Consider the following 17,607-nt stretch of genomic DNA (forward strand, 5'->3'; position numbering starts at 1 on the left):
GGGCGGCGCCGGTGCGGGGAGGCGGCGGTCAGCGGGACTGAAGGAAGCTGACGTCCTGGGCCGGCGCGAGGTGGCTGGAGTAGCTGATGGTGTTGGCGGCCGGGCGCATGTAGCCGCGCCAGGCATCGGAGCCGGATTCGCGGCCGCCGCCGGTTGCCGCCCGCCGACAGCCGGCGTTTCGAGGCGGATGTCGGCGCCCGGGCGGCGCGGGAAGTCCTGGTAGGCGCGCAGGCTCCGGTTGCCGAGTTCGATGTCGAGCGGGCCGGAGAAGTGGGCGCGTATCCCGCCGATGGGCTTGCCCGAGCTGCCGCTGCCGAGCTCGCCGCGTTCGACCACGACGATGCTGCGTACTCCGTGACCTTCTACGGGCGCGCCCGGCCTGCCTACGGGCGCGCCCCTGCATTACGGGTGGCGCGCGCCGTGGCCCGTGCGTCGACCGCCGCGCGGGGTGCCGCTCTTACGGCACCCGCGTCGTCCACTCCGGAGAGCTGAACTTGCCCGCCGCCAGTTCGCGTGCGCGGGTGAACTCCGCCTCCGTCACCGTGCCGTCCGTGCCGCCGTAGCGGGCGCGGAAGGAGGCGATCATGCGGGTGATGACCTCGGAGCGGGGCAGGCCGGTCTGGCGGCGGAGCGGGTCCACGCGTTTCTTGGCGCTGGTGGTGCCCTTGTCGGAGAGCTTCTCCTTGCCGATGCGCAGGACCTCGACCATCTTGTCCGCGTCGATGTCGTAGGACATGGTCACGTGGTGGAGGACGGCGCCGGAGCCGGCGACGATCCGCTTCTGGGCGGCGCCGGCGATCTTCCCGGCGTCCGTCGCGATGTCGTTCAGCGGCTTGTACCAGGCGTTGATGCCCATGTCGCCGAGGGCCCCGAGCACCCAGTCGTCGAGGTACGCGTAGCTCTCCGCGAAGGTCAGCCCGTGGACCAGGGACTCGGGGACGCAGAGCGAGTAGGTGATGGTGTTGCCGGGTTCCACGAACATGGCCCCGCCGCCGCTGATCCGGCGGACGACCGTGATGCCGTGCCGTTCGGCGCCCGCCGGGTCCACCTCGTTGCGCAGCGACTGGAAGCTGCCGATGATCACGGCGGGGCGGTCCCACTCCCAGACCCGGAGCGTCGGCGGGCGCCGCCCCTCGGCGACCTCGGTGGTCAGCACCTCGTCCAGCGCCATGTGCAGCGCGGGCTCCTGCGGCGGTTCGTGGATGATCTGCCAGTCGTGGTCGGTCCAGTCGGTGGCCTGCGCGACGGCCCGGCGGACCGCGATGCCGACCGCCTCCGCGGTGAAGCCGATCAGGGCGACGCCGGCGGGCAGCGCGGCCTCGATGCGGTCCGCCAGGCCCCGCGCCCCGGTGTCGGCGGGCGCGCCTTCCAGCGCAGCGTTGATGTCGAGCAGCGCGTCGTCCGGCTCCAGGAAGAAGTCCCCGGCGACCCGGACGTGGCGCAGCGCGCCGTCCGTCACCTCCAGATCGACGACGACCAGCTTGCCGCCGGGCACCTTGTACTCACCGTGATGCCTGCTCTGCACGGCGCTCACCCTCCACGTTCTCGCGGGCCGCCCGACCGGCCGTCCGCCCGGACAACCGTAACGCCGGACCTGTCATTCCCGGCAAAGGGGGCGAGCTGCCGGGTCACGGGTGCAAACGGTCCAGCAGCCGGGGGAGGGCTTCGCCGATCGGGTCGCGGATGATCTCGTCGGCCAGTGCGTCGTACGGGGTGGGTTCGGCGTTGACGATGATCAGGCGGGCGCCGTGCTCGGCGGCCAGGCCCGCGAGGGAGGCAGCCGGCTGGACCGACAGGCTCGTGCCCACCGCCACGAAGACGTCGCAGCTCTTCGCCACCGTGATCGCCGCGTCCAGTACCTCCGGGTCCAGGCTCTCGCCGAACATCACGGTCGCCGACTTCATGATGCCGCCGCAGTCGAGGCATTTCGGGTCCGGGTCACCGGCGGTCACCCTGGCCAGCGCGTCGGTCATCGGTGTCCGGGCGTGGCATTGGGTGCAGACCGCGGTGCGGGCGGTGCCGTGCAGCTCCAGGACCTTGTGGTCGGGCGTCCCGGCGAGCTGGTGCAGCCCGTCGACGTTCTGGGTGATGACGCGGACGGGGACGCCGGAGCGCTCCAGCCGGGTGACGGCCTCGTGCGCGGCGTTCGGCCGGGCGCGCAGCGCCGGGCCGTCCCGCCGCATCAGCCAGGACCGGCGCCGGATCTCGGGGTCGGTCATGTAGTAGTCGTACGTGACGAGCTTCTCGGCCTCCGGGTCGCGGCGCCACACCCCGTTCGGGCCGCGGTAGTCGGGGATGCCGGAGTCGGTGGAGATCCCGGCGCCGCTGAGGAGGGCGACCAGGGGGTGCCGGGCCGCGCCGTCGGGGGAGTCGACCGTGCTGCTCATGCGGCCAGCGTACGCAGGGCGGGGCGGGTGGCGGCGGGGGACTCGGGCGAGTTGTCGGGCCCGGTTATTTAGCTGTAACCAGAAACTGCCCAAGATCCGGGACAACCTCTTGCCGGTCATCTGTATGCGAAATACGGTCTGCTGCATTCGTTCCTCGTGATCGTTCGCGACCGCATCGTCATGCGAGCCGGCCGATCGTGTGACGCACCACCCACGCAAGTTGATCGTTCGCCGTCTGCACCACTCATGCGGGAGGTAGGACCACGTGCGCCGAACAGCGGCTGTTCTGGGGGCGGCAGGGCTGATGGCCGGAACCGTGGGGTGCGGGTCGCTGACCTCGTCCGCCACCGAGGTGGGCGGGGTCCGGATGACCGACCCGCGCCCGGTACGGGACGGCGGCACACTCACCGTCGCCCTCAAGGCCGACCCCGACAAACTGGATCCGACCCTGGCCCAGACCCTCGTCGGCCGCACCGTCTTCGCCGGCATGTGCGAGAAGCTGTACGACACCGACCGCACCGGCGAGGTCGTACCGCAACTGGCGGCGGCCCTGCCGAAGACCTCCGACGGCGGCCGGACGGTGACCATCAGGGTGCGCCACGGCCTGACGTTCAGTGACGGCACCCGGCTCGACGCCGCCGCCGTCGCGCGCTCCCTGGAACGCCACCGCACCCTTCCCGGATCGGCCCGCGCCACCGAACTCGGCCCGCTGGTCAAGGCCGAGGCGACGGGGAAGTACACCGTCCGCATCCGCCTCAAGGAGCCGTACGTCCCGCTCACCGGCGTGCTCGCCGACCGCGCGGGGATGGTCATGTCGCCCACGGCACTGGAGAGGTACGGCAAGAACTTCACCAACCACCCCTCCTGCGTCGGCCCGTTCAAGTACGTCGAGCGCGTCGCGGGCGACCGCATCGTGCTCGCGAAGGACCCCCGCTACTACGACGCGGACACGGTCCACCTCGACCGGGTCGTCTACAAGACGATCACCGACGGCAACGTCCGGCTGGCCAACCTCCGCTCCGGCGACGTCCAGGTCGGCGACCAGATGGGCCCGGTGGAGGTACGCAGTTCGCTGACCGAGTCACAGCTCCAGCTCTTCAACTCGCCCTCGCTGGGCTACCAGGGCCTCGGCTTCAACACGGGCAACGTCCACGGCACGGGGCAGAAGCCGGGCAAGCTCCACACGGTCCTCGCCCGCGAGCCGCGCGTCCGTGAGGCCTTCGCGCTCGCCCTGGACCGCAGACTGATCAACAAGGTCGTCTTCCAGGGCATGTACGAGCCGGCCTGCGGGCCTGTCTCACCCGAGTCGGCCATCGCACCGGGGACCGCCGACTGCCCGGAGCGCGATCTCCCGCGCGCCAAGCGGCTGTTGAAGGAGGCCGGCGTCGGACTGCCCGTCCGGATCGAGCTGAAGGTCTCCACCTCGCCCGAGGACAGCCGCCTCGGCCAGGTGATCCAGGCCATGGCCCGCGAGGCCGGCTTCGACGTACGGCTGCGGCCCATGGAGTACGCGACGCTCCTGGAGGAGACCGACGCCGGGCAGTACGACGCGTACGTCAGCGGCTGGTCCGGGCGGCTCGACCCGGACGGCAACATCGCCTCCTTCGTCGGCACGGCGGGCGCCATGAACACCTACGGCATCTCCGACCCGGACATCGACCGGCTGATCGCGGAGGGCCGCACCACCCAGGACCCGGCGGCACGCGCCCGTGTCTACGGGCAGCTCACCGACCACATCCGCGACCAGCACGCCCTGATCTACCTCTACCGGCAGAAGAACTACGTCGTGGCGCGGCAGGACGTGGCCGGCGTACGCGTCTACGGCGACGGACTGGTGCGCGTCAAGGATGCGGGGTACGCCCGATGAGCAGATACCTCCTCACCCGGCTCCGGCAATCGGTCATCACCCTCTTCCTCGTCAGCGTCGTCGTCTTCGCCGGCATCCGCGCGCTCCCCGGCGACCCGGCCCTCGCGCTGGCCGGCGAGGAACGCAGCCCCGAGGCGCTGGCCGCGGTCCGCGAGGCGTACGGGCTGAACGACAACATCGTGATCCAGTACGGGCGGTTCGTCGGCCACGCCCTCACCGGCGACCTCGGCACCTCCGCCCGCACCGGCCTCCCCGTCCTGGACTCGATCCGCAACGCCCTCCCGGTGACGCTCGAACTGGCCGCGCTCTCCCTCCTCCTGGCGGTCGTCCTCGGCATCGGCGCCGGGGTGCTCGCGGCCGTCCGGCGCGGCAAGGCCACGGAATGGCTGGCCAACGCGATCGCCCTGCTGGGCCTCTCCGTCCCCACCTTCTGGCTCGGCATCGTCCTCGTCCTGGCCTTCGCCATCGCCGTACCGGTCTTCGCGGCCTCCGGTTACGTGCCCTTCGGCACCGACCCGGTCGACAACCTGCGGCGCATGGTCCTGCCCGCCGTCGTCCTCGGCTCCGGGCTGGCGGCCGTCGTGATGCGGCAGACCCGCGGCGCGATGCTCGACAACCTCTCAGCGGACTACGTGCGCACAGCGCGCGCCAAGGGGCTCTCGCGGCGCCAGGTCATCGGCGGGCACGCGCTGCGCAACAGCCTGGTGACGGTGGTGACCGTCCTCGGCCTCCAGCTCGGCCACCTGATCTCCGGCGCCGTCGTCACCGAGCAGATCTTCGTCCTGCCCGGTTTCGGCAAGCTCACCATCGACGCCGTCTTCACCCGCGACTACACGATGCTCCAGGGCGTGGTGCTGTGCACCTCCGCCGCCTACATCCTCATCAACCTCGCGGTCGACGTGCTGTATTCGGTCATCGACCCGCGGATCCGGCTCGGAGGCGCCCGATGACTGCCACCCCGGACACCACCGGCTCCGCGGCCGGCACGGGCACCCCGGCCGCCCCGGACGGGCCCGCGGCGGCGCCGCGCGCCGGCACCCTGCGCACCCGGCTGCGCGCCCTGCGCCGGAACCGGCTCGCGCTCACCGGTGCCGTGATCGCCGCGGTCTTCGTGCTGGCCGCGCTCTGCGCCCCGCTGATCGCCCCGTACGACCCGGCACGCGCCGACTTCGGCGCCGCCCTCGCGCCGCCCTCCTGGGCGCACTGGCTCGGCACCGACGACCTCGGCCGCGACCAGCTCTCCCGGGTGATCCACGGCGCCCGCGCCTCCATGCAGGTGGGCCTGCTCGCCGTACTGCTGGCCTTCCTCGTCGGCGTACCGCTGGGCCTGGCCGCCGGGTACTACGGCAGGTACGCCGACTCTGCCGTCTCCCGGCTCACCGACACCCTGCTCGCCTTCCCGTTCCTCGTCCTCGCGGTGGGCCTGGCGGCCGTCCTCGGCCCGTCCCTGCTCAACGCCACCATCGCCATCGGCATCTCACAGGTGCCGGCCGTCATCCGCATCGCCCGCGCCGAGACGCTGCGCCTGAAACACCTGGACTACGTGGGGGCCGCGCTCGTCAACGGCGGCGGCGACGGCACCGTCCTCTTCCGGCACATCCTGCCCAACGCCACCTCCGCGCTGATCGTGCAGGCCACGGTCGGCATCCCCGCCGCGATCATCGGCGAGGCGCTGCTGAGCTTCCTCGGCCTCGGTGTCCAGCCGCCGGCCCCCTCGCTCGGCGTGATGCTCTCCGGCGCCCAGCCCTTCCTCGGTCCCGCGCCCTGGATGGCGGTCTTCCCCGGCCTCGCCATCGTCGCCGCGACGCTGGCCTTCAACCTGCTCGGTGACGGCCTGCGGGACGTCCTCGACCCCCGCGGAGGCACCCGATGAGCACCGTGCACCACGCCGTTGACGCGCCCGGCGCGTCCGACGCGCCCGTACTGAGCGTCCGCGACCTCTCCGTCTCCTTCCGCTCCGACACCCGTACGGTGCACGCCGTCGACTCCCTGTCGTACGACGTGGCGGCCGGCGAGGTCCTGGCCGTCGTCGGCGAGTCGGGCTGCGGCAAGTCGGTCACCTCCATGGCCGTCATGGGCCTGCTCCCGGCCACCGCGACCGTCACCGGCTCGGTACGGCTCGGCGGCCGGGAGCTGGCCGGGGCCGCCGAGAAGGAGCTGGCGAAGGTCCGCGGCAAGGACCTCGCCATGATCTTCCAGGAGCCGATGACCTCGCTGAACCCGGTCCTCACCATCGGCCGGCAGATCGGCGAGGTGCTCCGCCGCCACCAGGGCCTGAGCCGCAAGGAGGCCAGGGAGCGCGCCGTCGAACTGCTCGCGCTGGTCGGCATCCCCGCGCCGGAGCGCCGGGTGGCGGAGTACCCGCACCAGCTCAGCGGCGGCATGCGGCAGCGCGTCATGATCGCCATCGCGGTCGCCTGCGACCCGGCCGTCCTCATCGCCGACGAGCCGACCACAGCCCTCGACGTCACCGTCCAGGCCGGCATCCTCGAAGTCCTCCAGACGCTGCGCGAACGCCTCGGCACCGCCATCGTCCTCATCACCCACGACCTCGGCGTCGTCGCCGATGCCGCCGACCGGGTGCTCGTGATGTACGCGGGCCGGGCCGTCGAACAGGCGCCGGTGGACGAGCTGTTCACCGCACCCCGGCACCCGTACACCCGAGGGCTGCTCAGTGCGGTACTGCGGCCCGGCCAGGAAGGGAAGCGCCGGCTGCCGGAGATCCCCGGACTGGTGCCCAGCCTGACCGTCCAGCCGGACGCCTGCACCTTCGCCGAACGCTGCGCGCACGCGGACGACCGGTGCGGGACGGCGCGGCCGCGGCTGACCCCCGACCCGGACCACCAGGTGGCCTGCTGGCACCCCGTCACCACCCCGTACGAGGAGGCCGCCCGATGAGCGCCGTGCACGAGATCCCGGCCCCGCGCGAGGGAGGGCCGGGCGCCTCCGCATATGAAGCGGGCGCCACGCCCGTCCTCGAAGTGCGCGACCTGTGCCGCCACTTCACCGCGCCCGGCGGCACCGTACGGGCCGTGGACGGCGTCAGCCTGACCATCGGGCGCGGTGAAGTCCTCGGTCTGGTGGGGGAGTCCGGCAGCGGCAAGTCCACCGTCGGCCGCTGCGTGGTCCGCCTGGACGAGCCGACCGGCGGCCGTGTCGCCCTCAAGGGCACCGACATCACCCACCTCTCACGCCGTGCCCTGCGCCCCCTCCGCACCGACATGCACCTGGTCTTCCAGGACCCGTCCTCCTCGCTCGACCCGCGCATGACCGTCGGGCAGATCGTCGCCGAGCCGCTGCGGCTGCACCGCCTGGTCCCCAGGGCCGGCCTGCGGGCCCGCGTCGAGGAGCTGCTCGGCCAGGTCGGGCTGCGCCCCGAACACGCCGACCGGCATCCGCACGAGCTCTCCGGGGGCCAGCGCCAGCGCATCTCCCTCGCCCGCGCGCTCTCCGTCGGTCCGGACCTGCTGATCGCCGACGAGCCGACCTCCGCGCTGGACGTCTCCGTCCAGGCCTCGGTCCTCAACCTCCTCGCCGACCTGCAGCGGGACCGCGGCTTCGGCTGCCTGTTCATCACCCACGACCTGGCCGCCGTGGAGTTCCTGGCGGACCGGATCGCCGTGATGTACCTCGGCCGCATCGTCGAGGAGGCCCCGACGGACCGCCTCTTCGCGGCCGCCCTGCACCCGTACACGCAGGCGCTCCTCTCCGCGGCCCCGGTACCGCACCCCGCACTCCAGCGCACCCGCGAACGCATCGTCCTCAGCGGCGACCTCCCGAGCCCCCTCGCACCGCCTCCGGGCTGTCACTTCCATACGCGGTGCCCGGTGGCGGTCGACCGCTGCCGCACAGAAGCGCCGGAGCTACGGGAGCTGCCGGGGAGCCGCCGGGTGGCGTGCCACCTGGCAGCCGAATGACCACCGATCCACCGACAGGAGCAAGCTTGTTCACCACTCGCCCGACCCTCAACGGCACGTTCGGGATGGCTTCCTCGACCCACTGGCTGGCCTCCCAGTCCGCCATGGCGGTCCTGGAGGGCGGCGGCAACGCCTACGACGCCGCGGTCGCCGCCGGCTTCGTGCTGCACGTCGTCGAGCCGCACCTGAACGGCCCGGCCGGCGAGGTCCCGATCATCCTCGCCCCGGCCGGCGGCCCCGTACAGGTGCTGTGCGGCCAGGGGCCCGCCCCGGCCGGCGCCACCGTCGCGCACTACACCTCCCTCGGCCTCGACCTGGTCCCCGGTACGGGGCCGCTCGCCGCCGCCGTGCCGGGCGCGTTCGACGCCTGGATGGTGCTGCTCCGCGACCACGGCACGAAGACGCTCGCCGAGGTCCTGTCGTACGCCGTCGGGTACGCGCGGCACGGCCACCCGGCCGTCGAACGCGTCGGCGAGACCGTGGAGACCGTCCGTGAGCTCTTCGAGACCGAGTGGACGACCTCGGCGGAGGTGTACCTGCCCGGCGGCCGCTCCGTGGCCCCCGGCGGCCTCCTGCGCAACCGGCCGCTCGCCGACACCTGGGAGCGGCTGGTCCGCGAGGCCGAGGCGGCCGGTCCCGGGCGCGAGACGCAGATCGACGCGGCCCGCCGGATCTGGCGCGAGGGCTTCATCGGCGAGGCCATGGCGGCGCAGGCCGCGCGCCCGGCCATGGACACCTCGGGCGAGCGGCACGCCGGCACCCTGACCGGCGACGACCTCGCCGCCTTCCGGGCCACGTACGAGGCGCCCGTGACATACGACCGGAACGGCTGGACCGTCGCCAAGGCGGGCGCCTGGTCCCAGGGCCCGGCATTCCTCCAGCAGCTCGCGCTGCTCCCCGGGGAACTGCCCGCACACGGGAGCGCCGAGTACGTCCACACCCTCGTGGAGGGCACCAAGCTGGCCATGGCGGACCGCGAGGCCTGGTACGGCGACGCGGAGGACGCCGGGGCGGCCGACGTCCCCGTGGAGACGCTGCTCTCCCCGGAGTACAACGCCGCGCGCCGGGAGCTGATCACCGACACCGCCTCGTACGAGCTGCGCCCCGGCAGCCCAGGGGGCCGCGCCCCGCGCCTCAGCAAGCACGCCGCCGCGGTCGCCGCCGGGGAGCCGGGCTTCGACGCGCTGGGCGTCTCCGGGAGCGGCGCGGGCGAGCCCACCGTGGCCAAGGGGACGGGCGCCGCATCACGGGAGGCCGCAGCACAAGAGGCCGCGGCACAAGAGGCCGCGGCGCCGCCCGCCGTCGCCCCCGAGGTGGACCGCAGTGGGGCCACCCGGGGCGACACCTGCCACATCGACGTCGTCGACCGCTGGGGCAACATGGTCTCGGCGACGCCCTCCGGCGGCTGGCTGCAGTCCAACCCGGTGATCCCGGGCCTCGGCTTCCCGCTCGGCACGCGGCTGCAGATGGCCTGGCTGGAGGAGGGGCTGCCGAACTCCCTCACCCCGGGCCGCCGCCCCCGCACCACCCTGACGCCGTCCCTCGCCCTGCGCGGCGGGGTGCCGGTGATGGCCTTCGGTACGCCCGGCGGGGACCAGCAGGACCAGTGGCAGCTGCACTTCTTCCTGGCCGTGACGGAGCGCGCCCCCGTACGCGGCGGGCTCGACCTCCAGGGCGCCATCGACGCGCCGAACTGGCACACCGACTCCTTCCCGGGATCGTTCTTCCCGCGCGCCATGCGGCCGGGCAGCGTGACCGTGGAGTCCCGGATCGGCGGGGAGGTCGTCGAGGGGCTGCGCGCGCGTGGTCACGACGTGACGGTGGGTGACGCCTGGTCCGAGGGGCGGCTGTGCGCGGTCGCCCGCGACCCGGAGACCGGTGTGCTCTCCGCCGGGGCCAACCCGCGCGGCATGCAGGGGTACGCGGTCGGCCGCTGAGAGGCGCCTCGGTAACCGCTCGACCGCTTCGGCCGGCCGGCCGCAGCGCCTCCGGTCATGCGCCGCCCGGGGCGACGTTCCCGAGCAAGGCCTCGACCAGGGCGGATACGCGTTCGCCCGGATCGGGCGCTGACGTCCAGCCCGTCATCAGCAGGTGGTGGGTGGTGCCGACCACGGCGAGCGCCAGCGCGGCGCTGTCGGTGCCCCGGGCGACGCGGCCGAGGGCCTGCTCCGCTTCGATGTAGGCGGTCAGCGCTTCCTCCACGGTGCCGAGCCCCGGGGCGCCGTCCCGCATGGCGGCGCGTACCCGTTCGGTCACCGGCGCGCGGGTGAGGGCCAGGGCGGCGATCCGCGGGCCGCTCGTGCCGAGCAGGGCATGCGCGGCGGCGGTGACGTTCTCCGTGACCGTCGCGGCGCCCGGCCGCCCCAGGACCGCGGTCGCCCGGGCGGCCGCGCGCTCGAAGTGGTGCAGGCAGAGCTGGGCGGTGAAGTCGTCCAGGTCGGAGAAGTGGTGGTAGAGCAGGCCCTTGGCGCAGCCGGCCTCTCCCGTGATCGCCCGGTTGGTCAGCCCGCCCGGGCCGTCCCGGAGCAGCACCCGTTCGGCGGCGTCGAACAGCCGCTCCCTGACATCGGTGATGGCCACACCTCGCGGTGACATCCGTACGTCCTCCCTGTCGTCCGCAGTCCGTGCCGGCCCGGCCCCGGGCGCAGTCCTTGCCAGTATGGGCGATCGCCCATACTGTTTGGGCAGGCGCCCATTCTAGGCGCCGATGACCCGTAACGACAGGGGAGATCGTGATGCACGAGGTCGTCAACACCGGGCAGTTCTCCGCGTGGAACGGCGCGGAAGGGGCCCACTGGGCCGACCACCACGACCGCTGGAACGCGGTGAACGAGGGGTTCAACGGTCCGCTGCTGGCCGCGGCCGGGATCGAGGCCGGATCCCGCGTACTGGACATCGGCTGCGGCGCCGGGCAGACCAGCCGGCTCGCCGCGCGCACGGCCCGCGAGGGGCACGTCCTGGGCCTGGACCTCTCGGGCCCCATGCTGGCCAGGGCGCGGGCGCTCGCAGCCGCGGAGGGCCTGGAGAACGTGGCGTTCGAGCAGGGTGACGCACAGGCGCACCCGCTCCCGGAAGCCGCCTTCGACGCCGCCGTCAGCCGCTTCGGCATCATGTTCTTCGCCGACCCGTCCGCCGCGTTCCGCCACGTCGGCCGCGCCCTGCGGCCCGGTGGCCGGCTCGCCTTCGTGTGCATGGCCGACCCCGGGCGCAACGACTGGGCGCAGGTCTTCGCCGGCCTCGCCGCTCACGTACCGGGGCCCGGCCCCGACTTCTCGCCCGGCGCGCCCGGTATGTTCTCGCTGGCCGATCCGGCGCGCATCGAGGACGTGCTCACCGGCGCCGGCTTCCGCTCCGTACGGGCGGGGGAGACGGCGGCACAGGGCCGCTGGGGCGATGACGCCGAGGACGCGACGCGCTTCCTGTGCGAGTCGGGCCCGGGGCGCGCCGCTCTGGAGGCCGCGGGGCCGGCCGCCGGTCGCGCCCGTACGGCCCTCGCGGACGCCCTGCGCCGGTACGAGCGGCCCGGCGGCGGGGTCTGGATGCGCAGCACCGCCTGGCTGGTCACCGCCGAACGCGCCTGACCCGCTTCACCCCCGGTTCACCTGCATTCCAGCTGCCGTGTCAGTGCCCCGTGTTTCCATGGAGACATGATCGAAGCAATTCCTGCGATTCCTGCAAACAACGACGACAGGACGGACAGGGCGGACAGGACGGACGTGACGGGGCCGGCCGGGGCGGCCGGCGCGACCGCCGGGACGGCGGCCGACGCGGTCCTCGCAGCGGTCGACCTGGACGCCGTCGAGAAGGCCGTCCGCGAGGCAGCGGCGGCGGAGATCCTGCCGCGCTTCCGGCAGCTCGCCGCCCACGAGGTGGTCGAGAAGAACGGCCCGCACGACCTGGTCACCGTCGCCGACCGGCGCGCCGAGGAACACCTCACGGCAGCCCTGACGGCGCTGCTCCCCGGCTCGGCCGTGGTGGGCGAGGAAGCGGTGCACGCCGACCCCGCGGTGCTGGCGGCGCTGCACGGCGACGCGCCGGTGTGGATCGTCGACCCGGTCGACGGCACCCGGCAGTTCGTGCACGGCGACCCCGGCTTCGCGACCCTGGTCGCGCTCGCCCACCGCGGCGAGCTGCTGGCCTCCTGGACGTACGCGCCCGCGCTGGACGAGATGGCCGTCGCGGTGCGCGGCGGCGGTGCCCGGCTGAACGGCCGGAAGCTGCTGGCCGGTTCGCCGCACGAGGGCAAGACCCTCGAAGTCGCCATGTCCCACCACGACTTCACCACCGTCGCCGAGAAGCGCGCGCTGTCCGGCCTGGTCTGCGAGGGCATCGCGGCGCGCCCCTGCGGCTCGGCGGGCCTGGAGTACCTCGCCATCGCCCGCGGCACGCTGGAGGCCATCGCCTTCACCTGGGAGAACCCCTGGGACCACGCGGCCGGCCTGCTGCTCGTCCACGAGGCGGGCGGCAGCAGCATGACGCTGTCCGGCGCGCCGTTCCGCATAGCCGGGGGCAACACCCTGCCGTTCACGGCGGCGCGGGACGCGGCGACCGCCCGGCGTATCCTCGACCTGCTGGCAGCCGCCGACTGACCCCTGCCGGCAGCCGCCGACCGGTCCTCGACGCGGAGGACCGACACGAGGGGAGTGGCGCAGGTGCCGACGATGCTCGATGCCGTGGTGATCGGGGCCGGACCGAACGGCCTGACCGCGGCGGTCGAACTGGCCCGCCGTGGCATGTCCGTCGAGGTCTTCGAGGCCCGCGACACCATCGGAGGCGGCGCCCGTACGGAGGAGCTGACCCTGCCGGGCTTCCGGCACGACCCCTGCTCGGCCGTCCACCCCACCGGCATCGGCTCGCCCGCCTTCCGTGACCTCCCCCTGGAGCGGTACGGCCTGGAGTGGCTGCACCCCGAACTCCCCATGGCGCACCCGTTCCCGGACGGCAGCGCCGCCGTGCTGTCCCGTTCCGTCGGCGAGACCGCGAGGTCCTTCGGCGTCCGCGACGCCGGCGCGTACCGCCGCCTGGTCGACCCCTTCCGCGGCAAGTGGGACACGCTCGCGCGGGACATGATGCGCGGCGTCCTCGAAGGGTTCCCCCGCGACCCGGTGACGCTCGCCCGCTTCGGCCTGGCCGGCATCCCCCCGCTGTCCGTGCTGAACCGCCGCTTCCGGGACGAGAAGGCACGCGCCGTCCTCGCCGGCTGCGCGGCCCACGTCATCCATCCCCTCACCGGCATCGCCACCGGTGCCATCGCCCTGACCTTCGCGCTGGCCGCGCACGCCCACGGCTGGCCCGTCGCGCGCGGCGGTTCGCAGGCCGTCCCCGACGCGCTGGCCGGGTACCTCCGGGACCAGGGCGGCGAGATCCACACGGAGTACGAGGTCAAGCGGCTGGACGACCTGCCGCCCGCCCGCGCGTACATCTTCGACACCTCACCGACGGCGCTGGCGCGCATCGCGGGCCTCGGCAACGCCTTCGCCCACTACCGCTACGGCCCCGCCGCCTTCAAGATCGACTATGCGCTGTCCGGGCCCGTCCCGTGGACCTCGCAGGAGGCCCGCCGGGCCGGTACGGTCCACGTCGGCCCCACCGCGGACGACATCGGCCGCGCCCTGCGCGACGTCCATCAGGGCCGCGCCCCCGAACGCCCCTTCCTGATCACCTCGCAGCCGACCCTGACCGACCCGAGCCGCGCCCCCGAGGGCAAGCACACCTTCTGGGCGTACGGTCACGTCCCCAACGGCTGGACGGGCGACCTCACCGACGCCGTCGAGGCCCAGCTGGAACGCTTCGCCCCCGGCTTCCGCGACCTCGTCCTGGCCCGCGCCACCGCCGGCCCGCCCGAACTGGCCGCGCGCAACGCCAACTACGTCGGCGGCGACATCGGCGTAGGCGCCTTCTCCGGCCTGCAGACCCTCCTCCGCCCCAAGCCCCGGCGCATCCCCTACGCCACCTCCCACCCCGCCGTCTTCCTCTGCTCCTCCGCCACCCCGCCAGGCGGCGGCGTCCACGGCATGTGCGGCCACAACGCCGCCAGGGCGGCCTGGCGGCGCATCCGGCAGACCAGGCGCTGACGGGAGCCGCGTGTCCTGCGGCAGGCGCGTCGGCTGCGTCATGATGCCTCCATGGGCAAAACCGCGGAGAAGTACGGCGAGGACGGGCGGCTGACGCTCGTGCCGGGGGACATCACCGAGCAGGACGTGGATGTCGTCGTGAACGCGGCGAACTCCTCGCTGCTGGGCGGCGGGGGCGTGGACGGGGCGATCCACCGGAAGGGCGGGCCGCGCATCCTGGAGGAGTGCCGGGCGTTGCGGGCCTCGCGGTACGGGCGGGGGCTGCCGACCGGGCAGGCCGTGGCCACGACGGCGGGGGAGCTGCCGGCGCGGTGGGTGGTGCACACGGTGGGGCCCGTGTACTCGCGGGAGGAGGACCGGTCCGCGCTGCTCGCCTCCTGCTACCGGGAATCGCTGGGAGTCGCGGCCGGGCTGGGCGCCCGGACGGTGGCCTTCCCCGCGATCTCGACGGGGGTGTACGGCTGGCCGCTGGAGGACGGGGCGCGGATCGCCGTGCGGACGGTGCGCGAGGCGCTCGCCGGCGGCACCGGACCGTTCGACGAGGTGCGCTTCGTCGTGTTCGACGACCGGGCGCGTGCGGCCTTCGCGGCGGCGCTGGAGGGGTAGGCCGGGCCGCCACGTTCATGTCGGATTCTCGCCAGCCACCCGCTGCCGCCTGCGGAATCCTTGAGGCATGCACACCGACACCGAGCGGTGCGTACGCGCCGTGCAGTCCAAGGACGCCCGTTTCGACGGGTGGTTCTTCACCGCCGTCACCACGACGAAGATCTACTGCCGGCCCAGCTGCCCGGTGGTCCCTCCCAAACCCGCCCACATGCGGTTCTACCCCAGCGCCGCCGCCGCGCAGCAGGCCGGGTTCCGGGCGTGCAAGCGGTGCCGGCCGGACGCCGCGCCCGGCTCCCCGCAGTGGGACGAGCGCGCCGACCTGGTCGCGCGGGCCATGCGGCTGATCGCCGACGGGGTGGTGGACCGGGACGGGGTACCGGGGCTGGCCGCGCGCCTCGGGTACAGCCCGCGGCAGGTCGAACGGCAGCTGCTGGCCGAGCTGGGCGCCGGACCGCTCGCCCTCGCGCGGGCCCAGCGCGCCCAGACCGCGCGGCTGCTCATCGAGACCACCGCGCTGCCGATGGCGGAGATCGCCTTCGCCGCGGGTTTCGGCAGTATCCGCGCGTTCAACGACACCGTGCGGGAGGTCTTCGCGCTGTCGCCGGGCGACCTGCGGCAGCGGGCGCGGCCCACGCGCCCCGTGGCCCCGGCGGCGCGACCCGGAGCACCGGGCCCGCCGGCCCGCACCACGCTCACCCTCCGTCTCCCCTTCCGCAAGCCGCTGTGCCCGGACAACCTCTTCGGGCACCTCGCCGCCACCGCGGTCCCCGGCGTCGAGGAGTGGCGGGACGGCGCGTACCGCCGCACCCTGCGCCTCCCGTACGGGCACGGCATCGTGGCGCTCACGCCGCGCCCGGAGCACGTGGAGTGCCGGCTGTCCCTGACCGACCTGCGGGACCTCGCGGGTGCCATCGCGCGCTGCCGGCGGCTGCTCGACCTGGACGCCGACCCCGAGGCGGTGGACGGGCTGCTGGCCGAGGACCCGGTACTGGCGCCGCTCGTCGCCAAGGCGCCCGGGCGGCGGGTGCCGCGCACGGTGGACGCGGACGAGTTCGCCGTACGGGCGGTGATCGGACAGCAGGTCTCCACCGCGGCGGCCCGTACCCACGCGGGGCGGCTGGCCGCCGCCTACGGGGAGCGGATCGACGACCCCGAGGGCGGCCTCACCCACCTCTTCCCGAGCGCGGCGGCGCTGGCCGGACTCGACCCGGAGACCCTGGCCATGCCCCGTTCCCGGCGTGCCACGCTCACCGGACTGGTGGCCGCGCTGGCCGCCGGAGAGCTGCAACTCGGGCCCGGCGGCGACCGCGAGCAGGCCCGCGCCGCCCTCGCCGCGTTGCCCGGGTTCGGCCCCTGGACGGTCGAGTGCATCGCGATGCGGGCGCTCGGCGACCCCGACGCCTTCACCGCCACCGACCTCGGCGTGCGCCGCGCGGCGCAGGGACTGGGGCTGCCCGGCACACCGGCAGCGCTGCACGCACGCGCCGCCGCCTGGCGCCCCTGGCGGGCCTACGCGGTCCAGTACCTCTGGGCCACCGACGACCATCCGATCAACCATCTCCCCACCGACGGTGGGACGTACTGAGGGATACGCCATGTCTGTCCACGCCCTGTCCGCCGGCACCGTCCCCGTGCGTACGCACACCGTCATGACCGGTACGCCGGTCGGGCCGCTCACCCTGGTCGCCCAGGACGGCGCGCTCACCGGCCTCTACATGACCGACCAGCGGCACCGGCCGCCGCAGGAGAGCTTCGGGCATCCCGAGGAGCCCGGTGCCGAGCCCTTCGCCACCGCGATCAAGCAGCTCCAGGCCTACTTCGCGGGCGAGCTGACCGCCTTCGACCTGCCGCTCCACCTCGACGGCACGCCCTTCCAGCGGCGCGTGTGGGCGGCGCTGTGCGAGATCCCGTACGGCGCGACGGTCTCGTACGGGGAGCTCGCCGGCCGGCTCGGCAAGCCGTCGGCGGCCCGTGCCGTGGGGCTGGCCAACGGCAAGAACCCGGTCGGGATCATCGTGCCCTGCCACCGCGTCGTCGGCGCGAGCGGCAGCCTGACCGGCTACGGCGGCGGCCTGCAACGCAAGCGCCACCTGCTGGACTTCGAGCGGGCGACGGCCGTGTGACGCGCGAGCGGGTGACCGGGACCGTGTGACGCGGCGGCCGTGTGACACGACGGCCGCCGCGGCCCGCGGGCTACGCCGGGCGCTGCGGCGGTACGCCGTCCTCCAGTTCGGCCGGTCCGCGGCCGTCGGCCAGGGCCCGCAGCGCCGCGCCGAGCCGCAGCGCCATCCGCGCGTCCACGTAGTCGGCCAGCTCCGCCTGTTCGACCAGGCGCCAGGACAGCAGCTCCTCCTCCTGGAGGCGGATCGCGGCGAGCTGGTCCTCGTCCAGCACCCCGCCGTCGAAGAGGTACGACACCAGCGGCGGGCGCTGCTCTCCGCGTACCCAGTCAACTGCCAGCAGCGGGCCCGGCTCGATGTCCAGGCCGATCTCCTCGGCGGTCTCCCGGCGGGCCGCCTGGCGCGGTGACTCGCCCTGGTCGGACTCCACCGTCCCGCCGGGCAGGATCCAGTGGTCCTTGTAGTTGGGCTCGACGAGCAGGACGCGCCCGGCGCCGTCACGGAAGACGGTGCCCGCGCCCGCGAGAACCCGCGGCAGGCTTGCGATGTATGCGGCGTAATCCAAGGTCACCCCGCGAGCCTAACGCCCGCACCGCGTGCGCTGTTGGCACCATGGGTCCCACCCGTAACGACGGA

Annotated in this window: 16 protein-coding genes and 1 pseudogene; 12 read left to right on the plus strand and 5 right to left on the minus strand. The window is 74.0% G+C overall.

Annotated features, from left to right (window positions below; translation table 11 throughout):
- Window positions 1-174: 174 nt before the first annotated feature.
- The 3 genes and pseudogenes from AAC944_RS29025 to AAC944_RS29035 form a co-directional block, all read right to left on the minus strand.
- Window positions 175-354, minus strand: a pseudogene (locus AAC944_RS29025) (sarcosine oxidase subunit beta); the annotation flags it as partial.
- Between the two features lie 103 nt (window positions 355-457).
- On the minus strand, window positions 458-1,525 hold the full coding sequence (gene lplAB / locus AAC944_RS29030) for a lipoate-protein ligase LplAB (protein WP_030613020.1): 1,068 nt from the start codon (window positions 1,523-1,525) through the stop codon (window positions 458-460).
- Window positions 1,526-1,628: 103 nt separating this feature from the next.
- Window positions 1,629-2,387 carry an SIR2 family NAD-dependent protein deacylase gene (locus AAC944_RS29035; protein ID WP_030613018.1) on the minus strand — a complete coding sequence of 253 codons (759 nt, stop codon included), beginning with the start codon at window positions 2,385-2,387 and terminating at the stop codon, window positions 1,629-1,631.
- Window positions 2,388-2,652: 265 nt separating this feature from the next.
- Here AAC944_RS29035 and AAC944_RS29040 point away from each other — a divergent pair, with 265 nt between their 5' ends.
- The 6 genes from AAC944_RS29040 to AAC944_RS29065 are packed head-to-tail and all read left to right on the plus strand — an operon-like array spanning window position 2,653 to window position 10,108.
- Complete coding sequence (locus AAC944_RS29040; RefSeq protein ID WP_368396492.1) at window positions 2,653-4,254, plus strand: ABC transporter substrate-binding protein; 1,602 nt, start codon at window positions 2,653-2,655, stop codon at window positions 4,252-4,254.
- Window positions 4,251-5,204 (plus strand): ABC transporter permease, encoded by a 954-nt coding sequence (locus AAC944_RS29045; protein ID WP_030613013.1) that lies wholly within the window; start codon window positions 4,251-4,253, stop codon window positions 5,202-5,204. The genes AAC944_RS29040 and AAC944_RS29045 overlap by 4 nt, the downstream gene beginning before the upstream one ends.
- Window positions 5,201-6,127, plus strand: coding sequence for an ABC transporter permease (locus tag AAC944_RS29050; protein WP_078888486.1), 927 nt, complete (start codon window positions 5,201-5,203; stop codon window positions 6,125-6,127). The genes AAC944_RS29045 and AAC944_RS29050 overlap by 4 nt, the downstream gene beginning before the upstream one ends.
- On the plus strand, window positions 6,124-7,152 hold the full coding sequence (locus AAC944_RS29055; protein WP_051871645.1) for an ABC transporter ATP-binding protein: 1,029 nt from the start codon (window positions 6,124-6,126) through the stop codon (window positions 7,150-7,152). Before AAC944_RS29050 ends, AAC944_RS29055 begins: the two co-directional genes overlap by 4 nt.
- A complete protein-coding gene (locus AAC944_RS29060; RefSeq protein ID WP_078888485.1) occupies window positions 7,149-8,171 on the plus strand; it encodes an ABC transporter ATP-binding protein in 1,023 nt (340 codons plus the stop codon). Before AAC944_RS29055 ends, AAC944_RS29060 begins: the two co-directional genes overlap by 4 nt.
- 26 nt (window positions 8,172-8,197) lie before the next feature.
- Complete coding sequence (locus AAC944_RS29065; RefSeq protein WP_030613002.1) at window positions 8,198-10,108, plus strand: gamma-glutamyltransferase family protein; 1,911 nt, start codon at window positions 8,198-8,200, stop codon at window positions 10,106-10,108.
- Between the two features lie 55 nt (window positions 10,109-10,163).
- Here AAC944_RS29065 and AAC944_RS29070 read toward each other — a convergent pair whose 3' ends face one another.
- Window positions 10,164-10,766, minus strand: a complete 603-nt coding sequence (locus tag AAC944_RS29070; protein ID WP_030612999.1) for a TetR/AcrR family transcriptional regulator — start codon at window positions 10,764-10,766, stop codon at window positions 10,164-10,166.
- A 140-nt stretch (window positions 10,767-10,906) separates the two neighbouring features.
- On the opposite strand from AAC944_RS29070, the gene AAC944_RS29075 reads away from it, so the two are divergent.
- The 6 genes from AAC944_RS29075 to AAC944_RS29100 all read left to right on the plus strand — a co-directional run bounded on the left by AAC944_RS29075 (window position 10,907) and on the right by AAC944_RS29100 (window position 16,974).
- Complete coding sequence (locus tag AAC944_RS29075) at window positions 10,907-11,752, plus strand: class I SAM-dependent methyltransferase (protein ID WP_030612996.1); 846 nt, start codon at window positions 10,907-10,909, stop codon at window positions 11,750-11,752.
- Between the two features lie 66 nt (window positions 11,753-11,818).
- Complete coding sequence (locus AAC944_RS29080; RefSeq protein ID WP_030612993.1) at window positions 11,819-12,760, plus strand: inositol monophosphatase family protein; 942 nt, start codon at window positions 11,819-11,821, stop codon at window positions 12,758-12,760.
- Window positions 12,761-12,832: 72 nt separating this feature from the next.
- Window positions 12,833-14,245 carry a phytoene desaturase family protein gene (locus AAC944_RS29085; RefSeq protein WP_030612988.1) on the plus strand — a complete coding sequence of 471 codons (1,413 nt, stop codon included), beginning with the start codon at window positions 12,833-12,835 and terminating at the stop codon, window positions 14,243-14,245.
- A 51-nt stretch (window positions 14,246-14,296) separates the two neighbouring features.
- Entirely contained in the window at window positions 14,297-14,851 is a 555-nt protein-coding gene (locus AAC944_RS29090; RefSeq protein WP_051871644.1) for an O-acetyl-ADP-ribose deacetylase, read from the plus strand.
- A 67-nt stretch (window positions 14,852-14,918) separates the two neighbouring features.
- Window positions 14,919-16,436 (plus strand): AlkA N-terminal domain-containing protein, encoded by a 1,518-nt coding sequence (locus AAC944_RS29095; protein ID WP_030612983.1) that lies wholly within the window; start codon window positions 14,919-14,921, stop codon window positions 16,434-16,436.
- A gap of 10 nt (window positions 16,437-16,446) precedes the next feature.
- Complete coding sequence (locus AAC944_RS29100; RefSeq protein ID WP_030612982.1) at window positions 16,447-16,974, plus strand: methylated-DNA--[protein]-cysteine S-methyltransferase; 528 nt, start codon at window positions 16,447-16,449, stop codon at window positions 16,972-16,974.
- Window positions 16,975-17,044: 70 nt separating this feature from the next.
- Here AAC944_RS29100 and AAC944_RS29105 read toward each other — a convergent pair whose 3' ends face one another.
- Entirely contained in the window at window positions 17,045-17,542 is a 498-nt protein-coding gene (locus tag AAC944_RS29105) for an NUDIX domain-containing protein (RefSeq protein ID WP_030612979.1), read from the minus strand.
- Window positions 17,543-17,607 lie beyond the last annotated feature (65 nt).

Origin of the sequence: Streptomyces sclerotialus (assembly GCF_040907265.1) — a bacterium.
Lineage (GTDB): Bacteria > Actinomycetota > Actinomycetes > Streptomycetales > Streptomycetaceae > Streptomyces > Streptomyces sclerotialus.